Genomic DNA, 17,597 nt, shown 5'->3' on the forward strand with positions numbered 1-17,597 from the left:
CGTCCAAGAAAAATGTTTTCAGATTCTAAAAGAGCCGCTTTCGCTATGCGAAAGCGGCTCTTTTACACGGTAAAAGCTACTCTTTTGCAACGCAAGACATACGCTTTTACAAGCCAATTCTACTCTGTACATCATATTTATTGATTGTTTTGCGAACACAATCTTTCCATTTCATTGCACAAACATCACACACACAAACATAAACAGCTAATAATTAAGCCATTAAACTTGCACACAAATGCTGCAATTATTTGCAAATAATTCTTCTTTCACGCAAAAAAGCCGCCTTCTCGCCGTTGTTTCACGCTTGTTTTTTAACAACTTACTATTCTTATTTTATCTAAATTAACAAATTACATAAACCTCTTATCCATTAATTTCTACCACCAAAAATTCGCAAAATGATAATTTACACCCCATATTTTGGCAACAAAAAAGCTGCGCACCAATACCTTTATTGATGCACAGCTTATATTTTGATAATGCGTAAGGTCTTTAAATGCTCTTATTTCCCTTTAGAAACCTTGATGAGCAGCAGACCTATGGCTGTCCAAATAAGTTCTCGAAGACGAACGATAAGGGCTACAAAGATGCCTGCATTGGCTGTAAGTCCTAAGCCAGAGACCGACATTAAGAAGCCGCCTTCGCGCCCACCAAGTTGCAACGGCATGAAAAACAGCATGTTGGCAAACAGCGTTGTAAAGGAGATAATGAGAATACAGTTCAGATAATTCACGCTTGGAAACAACACAAGCAATATGAAAAACACTTCAAGGGCACTGCAAATACGGCACAAAAGTTCGATAAACACCACCGAAAAGAACGTTTTTTTGTCTTGATTGTGCAATGCTGCTATCTGATGGTCGATGTTTTCCAATCGTTCCCGATTCTCTTCCACATACCTACACGCCCATTTCTTGACGAAAGGAATATACCGCAAGAAGTTCATAACGCGGACAGCAAGTCCTTTCTTATAGCCCGAGATGAAGAACCAGATAGCTGTAAGGCAGAAAACACAGCCCACAGAAAGCATAATAGCCATAAAAACACTGACTTGCTGCGTAAGTATGAAGAGCGGAATGGAAAGCAACCAAAACCAAAAATGGCTGAAAATGTGCGTCATAACAAACAAAAGCACCGACGAGGTTGCACGTTCTACGCCAATATGGGGCGACAATTCCATAATGCGATAAGGCTCGCCACCCATCAGTCCACCCGGTGTGGCATAGTTCAAAGCAAACCCTGACACACTGAGTTTATAGAGATACCAAAACGGAACCATACGTTTGTCGTCGCCTTTGGTTTGGCTTTTAATGATAATATACCAAGAAGAAGTATTGAAAACATAAAGAAAAGCCCACAATACAACCACTGCAAAGAACCAATAGCCTGCGTGTTGCAGTCCGCGCCATACTTCGGCAAAGTCCAATTGTGTTACCATTATCACCAAGACCACAATACCGAAGAGGAAAAAACCGTTTTGATATTTCTTTTTCATAGGCTTCTTTCTTTTATAGAAAATAGAAAACGAGGTAACTCCGTCCGTACAAAGCAGCACCGAAACTCCGAGTTACCCACGCAACTATCTATCATTTCAATTATTCTTCCTTTCGTTTTGGCACGGCAAAGCGCACCTTCTCGCTGTCGTCGCGACGTTCTTTGTAGAGTTTTGCCAACGGATTGCCCAACGGTTCATCATATTCTTTGCGATGACGGAAGATGTCTATGGCAAGGAAAATGGCGTGTCGCATAGGCATAGCATCGGCAACGCCCTTGCCTGCAATACTGAAATTGGCAGGCGTTTCGGGTGCAGTGCGTACCAATGGCAGCCCTGCAAGATAGTTTACGCCCCCTTCTACCGTGAGCGAACGGAAAGGAGTGAGTCCCTGTTCATAATACATAGCAAGCACACCGTCGAACTGTTCCCAATCGCTACCACCGAAAAACTTATCCGCAGCGTATGGTCCGAAAGCCTGTATGCCCTCTTTTTCGAGTGCAGCAATGGCAGGTTCAATCACCTCTTGTTCCTCTGAACCGAGCAAACCATTATCGCCTGCCTTCGGATTGAGTGCCAAAAGGGCGATGCGCGGATTAGAAATGCGGAAGTCGCGGCGTATGCTATGGTGCAGCAAACGTCCGTTTTCGGTAAGTCCTTCAGTAGAAATAGACTCTGCAACTTGCTTCAACGGCAGGTTGCGAGTAGCCAAGGCAATGCGTAGTTTCTCGCTTACAAGCATCGAGAGTGTTGGCTCTTCAGCTGGCAGATGGTCTTCAATGTATCGGCTTTGCCCACTGAAATGGAACTGCTCGCTGTTTTCTATCGGTGCAGTAACCAAGACATCGAAGCCCCCTGCACGGTAATCAGCCAATGCACGGTCGATTGCGAGCAAGCCTGCGTTGCCCGATTCCTCGGTAGGAACACCGAGTTCCACCTTTATTTCCTCGTCGAAAACAGGTATAAAGTTTATTCTATTGTCTTGAACTTCGCTTATATCATTGATGATTGTGAAGGTTGCTTCTATCTCCAAGGCATTGCGATGATACGTAGCAACCTTTGGAGAGCCATATATAATAGGTGTGCAAAGCTCCAACATCGTTGGTTCTTCAAAGGCTTTGAATATCAGCTCATATCCTATTCCGTTCGTATCGCCGTGCGTAATGGCTACTCGGACTTTTCTATTGTTGTTCATAACTTATTCTGTATATATGTGTTTCTTGTTTTTATTCTTGCTTGTTTCTTGTGTAGAGGGCAGCCTCCAATCGGCGCACAAGGTTCCGTTTCTTGGTTTCGGGCGCATATACAAAGGCTTCTGCCACTACTATGCGACTGCCTTCGGGCTGCCAATAGGCTACGAAAGCACCACCCATGGCGTCGTTTTTCATTTCCCAAAGTCCCCGTACCGTTACGGAGTTGCCCCGTTCGTGTGTTACCGAAGCAATGGAAGCGGTTCGCATATACATTCCTTTCTGCTCTCCGAGAATGTTTCTTCGCATCACACTGTCGCGCTGTTGGCGGAAATCGCCCTTACCAATGCTGTACAGACAGATATTAACCATACCTGACGGTGCGTTGTTCGACAGCCAAAGGAAGTCCTTCCCAACTCTGCTGGCAGTTAAATCGGCAGGTATCTGCATAGCAATGCCAAACATCTTGTGTATCGTTGCTTCTGCCTTTGCATTCCGTTGCTTCGCTATATCCGCCTGCGTGCGGTGCAGTTCTACTTTCGTAAGGTAGTTTCGCAAGGTTTGTCCCTCTTTTTCCAAGAACGCTTTCAGCTTTGGCAACGACGGAGCAGCAACAGTTACGATAACCTGTGGCTGCGCATACACGTTCTGCCTACTGCTTATGCTCACGCCTTTTTGACGTTGATTGATGGACAGCACAACTATGTTGCGCACCATTTTGCTATCGCCCTGCAACTTATCGGACGCAATTTCCACCACGTCGAACGACGGTTCTGCCTGCGGTAGCCCCACTATCGGTGCCGAAAGCACGTTGTACAGAAGGCTGTCGCTATCGCCCACCACCACAACTTCGTAGGCTCCGCCGTAGCTTGCAGGGCGAAACATGCCGTTCTTACAACTCGTCAGCAACAGCATTGCCACGAATGCAACGAGCGAAAGCAGCCTACGCACGTTCATCAGCTATCTTCTTTGCCGTGGAAAGCAAGCCGCAAGCCGCAAAAATATCTTGCCCACGACTGGCACGTATGGTTGTAAACACGCCATGTTGGGTGAGGTAATTGCGGAACTCCTCCATCTTCTTATCGTCTACGCCGTGCAGCGGAACGTTGGGAATGGTGTGGAAGCGAATCAGGTTAATCCTGCAATCCAACCCCTTCAGCAACTTTATGATTTCCTTTGCGTGGCGTTCCGAATCGTTCACACCCTTGAAAACGATATACTCGAACGACAAGCGGCGTTGGTGCGAGAAGTCGTAATTGCGCAGCAACTCTACGATGTCGGCAATCGACATACCACGCTCGCCTGGCATAATCTCTGCCCGCTCGGCAGGAATGGGCGAGTGCATGCTTATTGCAACGTGGCAGTCGCTCTCTTCAAGAAACCGTTTCAGCTTGGTCTTCACACCGATTGAACTCACCGTAATGCGCTTTGGCGACCACGCATAGCCATAGTCGGCAGTCATTATCTGCGTTGTTCGCAACACGTTCTCGTAGTTGTCCATCGGTTCGCCCTGCCCCATAAACACGATATTGGTTAGCTTTTCGCGCTCGGGCAGCGAGTATATTTGGTTCAATATGTCGGTAGCAGAGAGGTTACCCTCGAAGCCTTGCTTGCCTGTCTGACAGAAAAGACAGTTCATTTTGCAGCCCACTTGCGACGAAACGCAGAGCGTGGCACGGTCTTCATCAGGTATATACACCGACTCAACAAACTTTCCGTCGTCCGTTGGAAACAGATACTTAATGGTTCCGTCCTTGGAATACTGTGCGTCGATGTGCTTCTTGCAACCTATGGTGTAAACCGCTTTCAGCTTTTCGCGATTGGCTTTCGACAGGTTTGTCATCTCGTCAATCGACGTTATATGCTGCGTATAGAGCCACTTTGCCATTTGTCCGCCCGTAAAGGCAGGCATACCGAGTTCCTTTGCAACCGTTTTCAGTTCCAAAAGGTTCATTCCCATAAGTGGTTTCTTTGCGACTTCCATATCTTGTTCTCTATATATAATGGTGCAAAGATAACGAAAAAATAAGGAATAACCACGTTTTTCTGTCGAATAATAGACGAATTACCGACAAGAAAACGTGGTTATTCCTTAGCGAAAGCAATGTTTTCTAAATCGAAGGCTTCGAAGTGCCGCGCTTGAAAAGCATAGATTCGTTGCCTGTACCGAAATATTTCAATACCAATTCATTCTGATTTACATATTCTAAACAGTGAAGTTGCACTACACTGTGTCCTTTACCGTCTTCCTCTGATGTAGAAAGATACATCTCGCCATACTCTTCTTTCCAGCCTAAGCCCCATTTTCCTTTTATTATGGTGTCGGTTTTTACTTCCCAATCGCTATATGTTGCCGTTGCTCCACCGTTTATTCGCTTTCGCACAGCCACCTTCTCATGGGTTTCCAACTGTCCCTTTGGTTTGAAATTATAGGCTACATAGTAGTAAGTTGTCTCACCTTGCTCTTCGTAAAACCATTGTCCCAACACTCGTTCATAATAGAGTTTGCGCACAGCAATGGTCTTTTCTTGCTCTGGAGTCAGCTCTGCCTCCTTGTGGCACGACATCAGCGACATTGCTATAGCGCAGCAAACCATAAATAAAAATACTACTTTCTTCATAGTTAAATTTCTTTTTATCATTTTTATATAGCTTATAACGAAAGCATAAATGCTTTATTGTGAAGCCCGAACAAGAAAAATACACACTTTTAGGTATTGCCAAAACGCTGTGTTCTTTCTACTTTTGCCTTATCGTAACAAACTAAAAACAAACAGAACTATGGAAACAAAACAACTTTCGAGCATACCTGAAACGATGCTGATAACGCTTTGGGCAAAGGCAACCGAAACGGAAGAGGGCAACGGACTGCTCCACGACGAAATAGCAAGACAGATTATCAGCAACATCGACTACGATTTCACGAAGTTCAAACACGGCAAACTCTCGCAAATAGGTTGCTGCATTCGTGCCAATCTGATAGACGAAGAGGCGAGAAACTTCCTCAACAAGCACCCCGACGCCATAGTTATACAGCTTGGTGCAGGTCTTGACGCACGCTACCAGCGTATGGGCTGCCCGCAAGTTACGCAGTGGTTCGACCTCGACCTTGAGGAAGTAATCAACATAAGAGCGCATTTTATGCCCGAAACCGAAAAGAACAGCTACTTGAAAATGTCGATGTTCGACAGCCAATGGATAGAAAAGGTGAAGGCTTACCACAAGCCTGTGCTGATAATAATAGAAGGTGTGCTGATGTATTTTAAGCCCGAACAGGTTAAAAGTTTCTTCCAAATGGTTTGCGAACAGTTGGGTGAGGCTACCGTCTTGTTCGATATGCTTGCCTTCTTCGCACTCAAACACAGCAAGCAGCACGAAACCGTGAAGAAGATAAACGGCAACGTACAGTTCCTGTGGTCGGAACTGAACACGAAAGCAATGGAAACGTGGCACGACAAGCTGCACGTTGCCCACGAATACTATATGAGCGACTACGACCAAGGGCGTATGCCGCTCGTCTTGCGCTTACTTTACAAGTTGCCTTTCTTTTACAAACGTTTCAATCAGCGCATTGTGCGAATAGAAATAAAGTAGCGTCTGTCTATCCAGCACGACTGCGAAAAACGTGTCTACCGAATCGGTTTGGGCATTCATTTTCGCAATCAGACGAATTATTTACACGTAAAGAAATATTTATTTACGTGTAGAGAAATATTTACTTACACGTAGAGAAATTATTATTTACACGTAAATAATTTGAGCGACAAGAATTTTTGCACGCCAAAAGCACAGGTATTACAACGAAAGAGCGTATGTTTTGTTGTCCAAAACATAGGCTCTTGTATTATTGTGCTGCATCGGCAGCAAGTCTTCAGTAAGGGTTTACAGTGACAATTACATTACGCCGTCTTCGCGAAGCTTCTGTTGCCACTTCCACGCTGAGGCGAGCACGTCCTCCAATGGCGTATCGGCTTTCCAGCCCAACACCGTGTTGGCTTTGGTGCAATCGCCCCAAATCTTTTCAATATCGCCTTCGCGACGAGGTCCGAACTTCCAATTCACCTTCACACCCGTGGCCTTTTCAAAGGTAGTTACTATCTCGAGGGTAGAGTTTCCACTACCTGTGCCAATGTTGAAGTATTCTATCTTGTCGGTTTCCTTGTCCAATACGCGTGCCATAGCCGCTACGTGGGCTTTCGCAAGGTCTACCACATAGATGTAGTCGCGTATGCAAGTGCCGTCTTCGGTGCTGTAATCGTTGCCGAAAATGGTGAGTTGCTCACGTATTCCCATTGCTGTCTGCGTAACGAAAGGAATAAGGTTGTTGGGCACACCATTGGGCAATTCGCCAATATGTGCCGTTGGGTGTGCGCCAATCGGGTTGAAATAGCGAAGCACAATGCTCTTAATGGCAGCACCGCTGTGTATGTAATCGTAAATGATTTGTTCGTTTATCTCCTTCGTATTGCCGTAGGGCGATGTGGCTTTCTGGTGTGGAGCGTCTTCTGTAACGGGCAGATTTTCTTGGTTTGGCTGTCCGTAGACCGTGCAGGAACTTGAGAAAATAATGCCCTTGACGTTGTATTTAGGCATCATTTCCAACAGGTTGATGAGCGAAACAACATTGTTACGATAGTACATCAATGGCTTTTCAACGCTTTCGCCCACAGCTTTCGATGCGGCAAAATGGATAATGCCTTCTATGTTGGGGTATTTTTGGAATACACGTTCAGTAGCTTCCTTGTCTTCGAGGTTCACTTCTTCAAAGGCAGGTCGTATGCCCGTAATCTTCTCGATACCGTCGAGTACTTCTATTTTAGAGTTTGAAAGATTGTCTACTATTACCACATCGTAGCCTGCTTCTTGCAGTTCTACGGTTGTATGCGAACCTATAAAGCCTGTACCACCTGTAACTAAAATTGTTTGTTTCATACCTTTTTATAAATATTTTGCAAGTAACTTGTTCTCGTTTCTTACGGTAAGAACGAGAGAGTTTTCTGTTTTTATGCCTGCAAAGATACTGAGAAATTGGCGGTTAAGACCATAAAAGTGGCATAATTTCTTAAAAAAGGTGCGATTGTACTGCTATAAATAAAAAGTTTTACTAACTTTGCCATAGTTTAAACAGCATTCAAAAGTTCTTTAAATGTTTTTTATTATGGAACAGACCAAGCAACAAATTGAACGCTTTCTGAAAAAGATTGCGCAGAAATTTCCTACAACGGAAGCACCGACAACGATGACCGACATTCATTTAAGAGTGTCGCAATTCAGTGGCGACCTTATGGCTTTCAACGATGAAGGGGAAGAAATAACACGCTGTGTTGTTGAAGAATGGATTGAAAACAACGACGATAACTTCAACGAAAACGTTACTGCGCTGCTCCGTGCAGAAACGCTGAACCTGAAAGACGTTGTAGACGGCTTTGGCATTATGAAGCCTTACAGCTTGGTTTTGGAAGACGAGGAGGGAGAAGACATTGCCGAACTCTATGTGGCAGACGACGATACGATTATCGCTGGCGACGAGTTGTTGCCGGGTTTAGAGGAAGACCTCGACGAGTTTTTGAAGAAACTGTTATCTTAAAGGAAAGGATATATGCGTATGAGAAAGGGCAGAAACACTGTCTTGCTTCTATTGTCGTTCCTGTTTTCGATGGCTGCCGTAGCGCAACGCCACGAAATACTGAACGAAAACATACGGTCGTTGCAGGTTGTAGCGAACAAAGACTGGCTCGCCATGCCCATTATGGAATTGGGAAACGGCGTGTTGGACATTCATTTCGACGACCTTACACACGAATATCATCGCTATTCCTACAAGTTGGAACATTGCGAAGCCGATTGGAAACCAACAACTTCGCTCTTTGACAGCGACTATGTGGAAGGCTTTGCGAACGGCAACACGATAGACAACGTAGAGCAGTCACTGCTTACAAATACCATTTACACGCACTATCATCTCAGCATTCCGAACGAAGTATGCCGTCCGAAGATTTCTGGAAACTATCTGCTTACGATTTACGATGACAACGGAAACGATGCCATAAAGGTTTGCTTTATGGTGAAAGAGCCTTTCACGCAGTCGATGGGCATAGGTTTGAACGTCGTAACCAATACTGATGCCACCATAAACACGGCACACCAGCAGGTGGAAATGGAACTGAAGTACAACAGTTACAACGTAACGAACCCGCAGACACAAATAAAGACGGTGCTGTTGCAGAACAAACGGTGGGACAATGCACGGTGGAATGCAAAGCCGCAATATGTTATGAGCGACGGTTTGCGCTGGAGCCACAATGCCAACTACATATTTTGGGCAGGCAACGAATACAGGAAGTTCGAGATTTTGTCTACCGATGTAGCCTCAACAGGCATCGAACGCATACGTTGGGACGGCGCAGACTTCCACGCTTATCCCTTTATCGCATTGCCAAGGCCAAACTATCTGTACGACGAAGATGCGAACGGAGCGTTCTTGATACGCAATTCGAACAACTACCACATAAATACGGAAAGCGACTATATGCAGGTTCACTTCCAGTTAAGCTGTCCGCAACCTGTCAAAGGCGATGTTTACGTGAATGGCGATTGGACTTACGACAGGTTTCTACCGCAGTATAAATTGGCTTACGATGAAGAATCGAAAAGCTATCAGACTGTTATTCCACTGAAATTGGGCTATTACAGCTATCAATACATTGTACTGAACGAGAACGGCAGAACCGAAATCATGCCTACGGAAGGCAGCTACTATCAAACCGAAAACACTTATCAGGCATTGGTTTACTATCGTGAGCAAGGTGGAAGAACCGACAAATTAGTGGGCTACACGTCGTTTAAGTTTAAAGCAAGATAGGCTTTAACATCGTTATTGGCACTTTTCCGCAGCACGTTTTAACAACAAATATATATGAAAAGAGTTTTATTTGCATTTATGGCATTAGCATTAAGCAGTTTTGGAGCAATGGCTCAGAACAAGGATATAACAATAACATTGGTAGAAACATCGGACGTTCACGGTTCGTTCTTCCCATACGACTTCATCACGCGCAAGCCAAAAGCAGGGTCAATGGCAAGGGTTGCTACCTTTGTAAAGGATTTACGACAGAAGCAAGGCGCAGAGAATGTGTATCTTTTAGATAACGGCGACATTCTGCAAGGGCAACCAATAAGTTATTACTACAACTACATTCAGACACAAAAGGAAAACATTGCTGCCAGCGTATTGAACTTTATGAAGTACGATGCATCGAGTGTTGGCAACCACGATATAGAGACTGGGCACACCGTTTACGACAAATGGATACGCAAACTGAACTGTCCGGTGGTGGGAGCAAACATCATTGACACGAAAACACAAAAGCCATACGTGTTGCCTTACACCATTATCAAGAAGAAAAACGGCGTGAAAGTGGCTGTTGTAGGTATGCTTACACCTGCCATTCCCAATTGGTTGGAAGAGGGTTTGTGGAAAGGTTTGCACTTTGCCGAGATGGTTTCGTCGGCAAAAAAGACCGTTGCAGCATTGCAGGCAAACGAGCAACCCGATGTTATCGTAGGACTTTTCCACTCTGGTTGGGACGGTGGAATAACGACACCCAACTATGTTGAGGACGCTTCAAAGAAGGTTGCGGAAGAGGTAGACGGCTTCGACGTGGTGTTTTTCGGGCACGACCACAAGCCACGCAATATAACTGTAACCAACAAGAGCGGCAAGGAAGTGTTGTGTCTCGACCCTGCCAACAATGCACAAAAGGTAGCAGTGGCAACCATAACCTTATCGCCTGCAAAGAAAAAAGCGAAGAATGGCAAGCGTTTCAACGTTATCAAGAAGTCGGGAGAGGTAGTCAATGTAACTGATTTGGCAATAGACGAGCCATTTATGGCACATTTTGAGAACGAAATAAACGAAGTAAAGAGTTGGGCAAACACCGAAATCGGACGCTTTGAAAACACCATCAGCACGAAAGACTGCTTCTTTGGCAACTCTGCCTTCAACGATTTAATCCTTAATTTAGAGCTTCAAATCACGAAAGCAGATATTGCTTTCAATGCTCCTTTGGGCTTCAACTCGTCCATTAAAGCCGGTGCAATAACCGTAGGCGATATGTTCAGCCTTTACAAATACGAGAACCAGCTCTACATTATGAAGCTGACAGGCAAGGAAATCAAGGACTATTTGGAGATGAGCTATAACCTTTGGGTGAACACAATGAAGTCGGCTGACGACCATTTGCTATTGCTTTCGGAAGACACAAGGGACGATTCGCAACGCTTAGGCTTTAAAAACTTCTCGTTCAACTTCGACTCTGCTGCAGGAATTGACTATGAAGTGGACGTAACAAAGCCTTATGGGCAGAAGGTAAACATACTAAGAATGAGCAACGGACAGCCTTTCGACGAAACAAAATACTATAAGGTAGCCGTAAACAGCTATCGTGGCAATGGCGGAGGAGAGCTCCTTACCAAGGGCGCAGGCATTCCGCAAGAGCAGTTGAAAAGCCGCATTGTATGGCGAAGCGAGCGCGACCAACGCCATTATCTTATGGAAGAGATTAAGAAAGCGGGGACATTGAACCCACAACCCAATAATAACTGGAAATTCGTACCTACGGAATGGACCGACAAGGCTGCTGCCCGCGACCGTAAAATACTGTTCGGCGAATAAGCCTGAAGCATCGGAAAAAGAGGAAAGGATACGAAAATGAAGTGTTATTGGTTTGTATTCTGCAAGACCGACATTGTATTGGAAAAGACCGCCGACGGTTATACAATCCCCTTATCAGAGCACTGTCCTACCCCACTGAAAGCGTGGTCGCAGGTATTGGATACAGACCCTATGCCCGACGGAACAAGCGTAAAGGCTGTAAGCATAGATACGCCGCTGACCGACAACCCAGCGTTCGAGATGTGCGGACTACGCAACAGCTATTACAAACTTGCACAAGCGTTTTACCTGAAAGCAGGAAAATGCTACGAACTGCTATACTGGAACCAGAACACGCGCTTCTGTGGCGTTTGCGGAGCACCGATGAAACTGAACAGCGAAATATCCAAACGCTGCACAAACTGTGGCAAAGAGGTTTGGCCACAGGTTTCAACAGCCGTCATTGTATTGGTACATCGTGGCGAAGAAGTGCTTTTGGTGCGTGCCAAAAACTTTAAAGACAACCACTACGGCTTAGTTGCAGGCTTCGTGGAAACGGGCGAAACCTTCGAAGAAGCCGTACACAGAGAGGTAATGGAAGAAACTGGAATACAGATAAACAACCTCCGATACTTCGGTTCGCAGCCGTGGCCGTACCCTTGCGGCATAATGGTGGGCTACAATGCCGACTACGTTGGAGGCGAGATACAATTGCAATGGAGCGAGCTTTGCAAGGGCAGTTGGTTCGGAAAAGACAACCTGCCCAACCTGCCGGAGAAGTTATCAATCGCCCGAATGTTGATAGACGATTGGCTTGAAAACACGAAAAACAACAAATAATAATCAAAATACAAACTAAAAAACGTATGAACTTTTTAGAAAAAACATTGGGCTTCGACCCTAAAACTATGAAGTTGCGCACCGAACTGATAGCAGGCGTAACAACATTCCTCACTATGAGCTACATTCTGGCAGTGAACCCAGCAATCCTTATGTCTACGGGTATGGACCAAGGTGCACTCTTTACTGCCACGGCATTGGCGTCGGCGATAGCCACACTCTTATTGGCGTTTATGGCAAAGTTGCCTTTTGCGCAAGCACCGTCAATGGGTCTCAACGCATTCTTTGCCTATACACTTTGTCAGGCAATGGGCTATTCGTGGCAGAACTCGCTCGCCATTCTGCTCATCGAGGGTATCGTGTTCATCTTGATAACGTTCTTCAACGTGCGTGAAATGATATTCAATGCCATTCCGAACAATCTACGCTATGCCATTTCTGCAGGTATCGGTATGTTCATTGCCTTCATCGGTCTTAAAAATGCAGAGATTATCGTATCGAAAGAGGGCACTTTCGTAGGCTTAGGTGCTTTCACCGCACCCTGTCTGCTGGGTATTTTCGCCACCTTACTTAGCGGTGTGCTTATGGCACGCAACGTTAAGGGTGCGCTATTTTGGGGCATTATTGCCACAACCTTGATAGGAATACCATTGGGCGTTACCGTTTTCCCAGACCATTGGTTGCCAGTTTCTGCGCCTCAAGATATTTCGCCAATCTTCTGCCAGTTCGATTTTTCAGGTTTATTAAACCTTAAAACAGTTCTTGTTGTCTTCTCATTGCTAATCGTCAATATCTTCGATACCATCGGAACACTGATGGGTTTGGCTGAAAAAACGGGCATTGTACGCGAAGACGGAAGCATTCCACGTGTCAGCGAAGCGATGATGAGCGATGCCATTGGTACTACTTGCGGAGCCATGCTCGGTAGTTCTACCATCTCTACCTATATAGAAAGCGCAAGCGGAATAGCCGAAGGAGGTCACTCAGGTGTAACATCGTTGGTTGTAGGTGCTATGTTCATTTTTGCTTTGTTCCTTTCTCCTATCTTCCTGCTTATTCCGAGTGCTGCTACAAGTGGTGCCCTCATTATGGTAGGTGTGCTGATGCTCGACTCTGTAAAGAAGATAAACCTACAAGATATGACCGAGGCTTTCCCTGCTTTCATAACAATGATAACGATGGTATTGTGCTATTCTATCGCTGATGGCATTTGTCTGGGCATTCTGTCGTTCGTTATTATGAAGCTTTGCACACACCGTTGGAAAGACTTGAACTGGACGCTTTGCATTCTTTCTATCCTTTTCGTTCTCAACTTTGCATTAGGATAAAAGCGATATTTATAAACGAAAAGCGAGCAATAAAAGTGTAAATATTTTTCGCAAACATAACTTTTACTTAACTATCTCGCTATCAACACTTTGCAAAACCTATTGTTTTGCATTCCAAAAGCGGCTCTTTTGCACGGTAAAAGCGTAGGTTTTGCGTTGCAAAAGAGCCGCTTTCGCAGTGTCAAATCGAAATTACCGTTTTCCGTTGGAATTATCTTTACAAAACCAAGGCGTATTATTCAAGAAACAAAACAGAAAAGGCCGCAGCCCCGAAAGGTTGCGACCTTTTATTTTCAGTATGTATATTGATTATCCTAAGAGGTGCAACTCGCCCACGACGAACAAGAGACCATAACCCAATACGATGGAAATGATACCACAGGTAATACCTGTCTTCAACATATCTTTCTGTTCTACCAAACCTGTTGAGTAAGCAATGGCATTTGGAGGAGTAGAGATAGGCAAACACATAGCAGTAGAAGCGGCTATCGCCACACCGAGAAGCACGGTGCTGGTGCCACCGATAACATCGAGCTTGTCGCCCATAGCACGGCAAACTACAGCCAAAATAGGCATCAGAAGGGCTGCCGTAGCGGTGTTGGAAATAAAGTTCGACAAGAAGTAACAGATAAGTCCAGACACGATGAGAATAACAATAGGACTCCAACTGCCGAACGGTATGCTTTCAATGGCAACATCAGCCAATCCGGAACCGTTCATACCAAGACCGAGTGCAAAACCTCCAGCTACCATCCAGATAACACTCCAGTCGATTTGCTGCAAGTCTTTCGCATTGATAACGCCTGTTATGGCGAAGATTCCCATCGGTATCATCGACACGGTGTTTGTGTTTATGCCCGTAATTTCTTTCGGAATAATCCAAAGCAAAATCGTTATGATGAAAGTGGCAATTACTACGTACATACGCCAACCACGGTGTATTTCGCCTTTAATCTCCAATTCGATGGTTTTCTTGCTGAATGGGAAGAAGTAAAGAATCACGCGCCAGCAGATAAGAAGCAAGATAACGACAAGCGGACCCATAATAAGCATCCACTGACCGAAGCTGATTCCTAAGTTCAAACCATCAGGGTCGTTCAGGAATTTCATTGCAATCATGTTCGGAGGAGTACCGATAGGCGTGCCGATACCGCCCAAGTTGGCAGCCAGCGGAATAGACATTGTGAGTGCGATACGCCCCTTTCCGTTTGCAGGCAACGATGCAAACACAGGTGCCAAGAACGTCAGCATAAGGGCAGCAGTCGCTGTATTCGAGATAAACATCGAGAAAATACCTGTTATGAATAGGAAACCGAGCAGCACATTCTCGCTCTTGTTTCCGAAAGGACGTATCATATTCTTAGCCAACAGCGTGTCAAGACCCGACTTCGACGCAGCAATGGCAAGAATAAAACCAGCCAAGAACAACATAATAATAGGGTCGGCAAACGATGCCATAATCTCTTTCGATTTCAACAGTTCCCCTATTCCATCGCCTTTGAAGAATTGGAACGAGTTTTCCGACACTGATACACACATTATAGTCATAATAGCCAACGACGTTGCCCACGCGGGAATACACTCGGTTAGCCAAGAAAGCGTTGCAAAAACAAAAATGGCAATGATGCGTTGCTGCACAACGGTGAGTCCATCAATATCGAACACTGAGATGGGAAGGTTCCAAACTACGGCTGTTATCAGCACAATTCCCAATAGCTGCCACACTTTCTTCATCTCAATGTGAGCAGACAGTGTGTTTAAATTATTCTCTAACATGGTAAAAATTTAATTAGTTAAAAATGATTGTTTATATAGTTACTTAAATTGGCTACTAAATTACGAAAAAGTTTGTATTCTTACAAAAATCGAAACATTTTTTGTACTTTTGTCGAAAATATTCTTTCACTATGCGAAAATCATTGATTCTATACCTCTTATTATTAAGTCTGTGCTTCGGTTGTAGCAACAACAAAGCCAAAATGGCGAATACCAACGCTCCAACAGACAGCACATTGTTATTTAAATATGCCGAGAATATAAAAATGGAACGTACCTCCGACGGCATCAAGGTAACCCTTTCCAACCCTTGGAAAAAGGGTAAGACACTGCACACCTACTATTTGGTGGAAGATGCAAGCAAGGCTGAGAAGCCTGCGGACGGCACTCTTGTGCAAGTGCCGATGAAGCGTGGGGTGTTCTTTACAACCGCACACGCCAACCTAATGGAAATGTTGGGTGCGCAAAATGCCATTGCAGGTGTTGCCGATACGAAATACATGCTGATACCCGACGTACAAAAACGACTTCAAACAAAGACGATTACCGATTGTGGCGATGGTATGAAGCCCGACATAGAGAAGATTATCGACATTAAGCCCGACGGTTTGCTGCTCTCACCGTTCGAGAACAGCGGTGGCTACGGCAAGTTAGACGAGATTAAAATCCCTATTATCGAATGTGCGGAATATATGGAAACCTCTGCGTTGGGGCGTGCCGAATGGATTAAATTCTATGGTATTCTGTTCGGTTGTCAGCAGTCTGCCGACTCATTATTCAAAGTTGTGGAAAGCAACTACCTTGCTTTGAAAGCCAAGGCAAAGAGTTCCAAGCAAACGCTTTCGGTGCTACCCGACCGCAAAACAGGCAGCGTGTGGTATATGCCGGGCGGCGAAAGCAGCGTGGGCTTGCTCTATAAAGATGCCAACGGCAAGTATGCGTTTGCCGACAACAACAAGAGCGGAAGTCTTGCGCTGCCTTTTGAAACCGTGTTGGACAAAGCTGGACAGGCTGATTTTTGGGTTTTCAGCTACTATGGTGGCTTCAACAAGCAGCAACTCTTAGCTGAATACCAAGGCTACACGGCATTAAAACCCTTCAAGACAGGCGAAATCTACGGCTGTCAGGTAGACAAAACGCCCTATTTCGAGGAAGTTAGCTGGCGTCCAGACTGGCTTTTGTCAGACCTTATCCAACTCTTCCACCCCGATTTAAGGACTGGTTCGATGCGTTATTACCACCGTTTATAAAATCGGCAGAAACCTTTCAGGCAATGAAAAAGAATACTTGGGCATTTGTTCTGCTGCCACTTGGCATCGTTATTCTGTTCTTACTGAACCTCTATATTGGTTCAGTACGCATTCCGTTTAACGACATTGTGGATATTTTCTTAGGACGATTTGATGGCAAGGAGAGTTGGCGTTTCATCGTTTTAGAGAACCGTTTGCCGCAAGCAATTACGGCTATGTTCTGCGGTGGAGCACTTGCAGTAAGCGGTTTGATGCTGCAAACCGCCTTCCGAAACCCATTGGCAGGTCCCGACGTGTTCGGTATCAATGCAGGAGCGGGCTTGGGTGTGGCACTCGTAATGCTGCTTTTGGGTGGCAATGTGTCTACGGTTTTGTTCTCGGTATCGGGCTTTATGGCGGTGTTGGTTGCAGCTTTCGTAGGTGCAATGGCAGTAACGGCACTGATATTCTTCTTCTCGCTCATCATCAGAAACAGCGTCTTGCTGCTCATCATCGGCATTATGGTAGGCTATATGTCGTCGTCCGTGGTGTCGTTGCTCAACTTCTTTGCCACCGAAGAAGGCGTAAAAAGCTACATGATATGGGGTATGGGCAATTTCGGAGGCGTGTCTATGGAACACATTCCTGTGTTTATGGCGATTGTCAGCATAGGCATTTTCTGTTCGCTGCTACTGATGAAGCCGCTCAACGCCTTGCTGCTTGGAGCGCAGTATGCCGAGAGTTTGGGCATCAACACACGCCGAACACGCAACTATCTGCTCGTTGTTACAGGGTTGCTGGCAGCCATTACCACTGCTTTCTGCGGTCCAATAGGTTTCATTGGCTTGGCTGTTCCCCACATTGCGCGCCTCTTGCTGACCACCGAAAACCATCGTCTGCTACTGCCTTCTACCATTCTCAGCGGTGCGTTGATAGCTCTTTTCTGCAACCTTATTTGCTATTTACCCAGCGAAGGTGGCATTATTCCGCTCAATGCGGTAACGCCTTTAATCGGTGCACCCGTAGTAATTTATGTACTTATGAAGTCGAAAGGTTAGCAAAACCCACAGAAAAATAATCCAATAG

At 45.3% G+C, this 17,597-nt stretch carries 15 protein-coding genes; 8 read left to right on the forward strand and 7 right to left on the reverse strand.

The features are described from left to right. Positions 1-505: 505 nt before the first annotated feature. The 5 genes from BWX39_RS07335 to BWX39_RS07355 all read right to left on the reverse strand — a co-directional run bounded on the left by BWX39_RS07335 (position 506) and on the right by BWX39_RS07355 (position 5,306). Positions 506-1,498, reverse strand: coding sequence for a lysylphosphatidylglycerol synthase transmembrane domain-containing protein (locus BWX39_RS07335; RefSeq protein ID WP_028905113.1), 993 nt, complete (start codon positions 1,496-1,498; stop codon positions 506-508). 100 nt (positions 1,499-1,598) lie between these two features. Beyond that, complete coding sequence (locus BWX39_RS07340) at positions 1,599-2,690, reverse strand: PdxA family dehydrogenase (RefSeq protein WP_028905114.1); 1,092 nt, start codon at positions 2,688-2,690, stop codon at positions 1,599-1,601. A gap of 31 nt (positions 2,691-2,721) precedes the next feature. Continuing rightward, a complete protein-coding gene (locus tag BWX39_RS07345) occupies positions 2,722-3,642 on the reverse strand; it encodes a DUF4837 family protein (protein WP_028905115.1) in 921 nt (306 codons plus the stop codon). Then, positions 3,629-4,669 carry a 23S rRNA (adenine(2503)-C(2))-methyltransferase RlmN gene (gene rlmN / locus BWX39_RS07350; protein WP_028905116.1) on the reverse strand — a complete coding sequence of 347 codons (1,041 nt, stop codon included), beginning with the start codon at positions 4,667-4,669 and terminating at the stop codon, positions 3,629-3,631. Before rlmN ends, BWX39_RS07345 begins: the two co-directional genes overlap by 14 nt. A 127-nt stretch (positions 4,670-4,796) precedes the next feature. Further along, a complete protein-coding gene (locus BWX39_RS07355; RefSeq protein ID WP_028905117.1) occupies positions 4,797-5,306 on the reverse strand; it encodes a hypothetical protein in 510 nt (169 codons plus the stop codon). Positions 5,307-5,466: 160 nt separating this feature from the next. On the opposite strand from BWX39_RS07355, the gene BWX39_RS07360 reads away from it, so the two are divergent. Next, complete coding sequence (locus BWX39_RS07360; protein WP_028905118.1) at positions 5,467-6,279, forward strand: class I SAM-dependent methyltransferase; 813 nt, start codon at positions 5,467-5,469, stop codon at positions 6,277-6,279. Positions 6,280-6,579: 300 nt separating this feature from the next. Here the strand turns inward: BWX39_RS07360 and galE are convergent, their stop codons facing one another. After that, positions 6,580-7,617, reverse strand: coding sequence for a UDP-glucose 4-epimerase GalE (galE, locus tag BWX39_RS07365; RefSeq protein WP_028905119.1), 1,038 nt, complete (start codon positions 7,615-7,617; stop codon positions 6,580-6,582). Positions 7,618-7,843: 226 nt separating this feature from the next. Here galE and BWX39_RS07370 point away from each other — a divergent pair, with 226 nt between their 5' ends. Genes BWX39_RS07370 through BWX39_RS07390 form a run of 5 tightly spaced genes read left to right on the forward strand, consistent with a single transcriptional unit; the run spans position 7,844 to position 13,506 of the window. Next, on the forward strand, positions 7,844-8,272 hold the full coding sequence (locus tag BWX39_RS07370; protein ID WP_028905120.1) for a hypothetical protein: 429 nt from the start codon (positions 7,844-7,846) through the stop codon (positions 8,270-8,272). A gap of 18 nt (positions 8,273-8,290) precedes the next feature. Further along, positions 8,291-9,547, forward strand: a complete 1,257-nt coding sequence (locus BWX39_RS07375; protein ID WP_028905121.1) for a type IX secretion system plug protein — start codon at positions 8,291-8,293, stop codon at positions 9,545-9,547. Between the two features lie 54 nt (positions 9,548-9,601). After that, entirely contained in the window at positions 9,602-11,359 is a 1,758-nt protein-coding gene (locus BWX39_RS07380; RefSeq protein ID WP_028905122.1) for a bifunctional metallophosphatase/5'-nucleotidase, read from the forward strand. A 36-nt stretch (positions 11,360-11,395) separates the two neighbouring features. After that, complete coding sequence (gene nudC / locus BWX39_RS07385; protein WP_028905123.1) at positions 11,396-12,178, forward strand: NAD(+) diphosphatase; 783 nt, start codon at positions 11,396-11,398, stop codon at positions 12,176-12,178. A gap of 26 nt (positions 12,179-12,204) precedes the next feature. Beyond that, positions 12,205-13,506, forward strand: coding sequence for an NCS2 family permease (locus BWX39_RS07390; protein ID WP_028905124.1), 1,302 nt, complete (start codon positions 12,205-12,207; stop codon positions 13,504-13,506). Between the two features lie 309 nt (positions 13,507-13,815). On the opposite strand, the gene BWX39_RS07400 is transcribed toward BWX39_RS07390, so the two are convergent. Next, positions 13,816-15,282, reverse strand: a complete 1,467-nt coding sequence (locus tag BWX39_RS07400) for an SLC13 family permease (RefSeq protein WP_028905125.1) — start codon at positions 15,280-15,282, stop codon at positions 13,816-13,818. A 131-nt stretch (positions 15,283-15,413) separates the two neighbouring features. Here BWX39_RS07400 and BWX39_RS07405 point away from each other — a divergent pair, with 131 nt between their 5' ends. Next, the gene (locus BWX39_RS07405; RefSeq protein ID WP_028905126.1) at positions 15,414-16,532 is read left to right on the forward strand and encodes an ABC transporter substrate-binding protein; all 1,119 of its coding nucleotides are present in this window, start codon (positions 15,414-15,416) and stop codon (positions 16,530-16,532) included. Between the two features lie 23 nt (positions 16,533-16,555). Continuing rightward, complete coding sequence (locus BWX39_RS07410; RefSeq protein WP_028905127.1) at positions 16,556-17,569, forward strand: iron ABC transporter permease; 1,014 nt, start codon at positions 16,556-16,558, stop codon at positions 17,567-17,569. The last annotated feature ends 28 nt before the right edge of the window (positions 17,570-17,597 follow it).

Origin of the sequence: Prevotella intermedia ATCC 25611 = DSM 20706, from assembly GCF_001953955.1 — a bacterium.
In the GTDB taxonomy this organism is placed as follows: Bacteria; Bacteroidota; Bacteroidia; order Bacteroidales; family Bacteroidaceae; genus Prevotella; species Prevotella intermedia.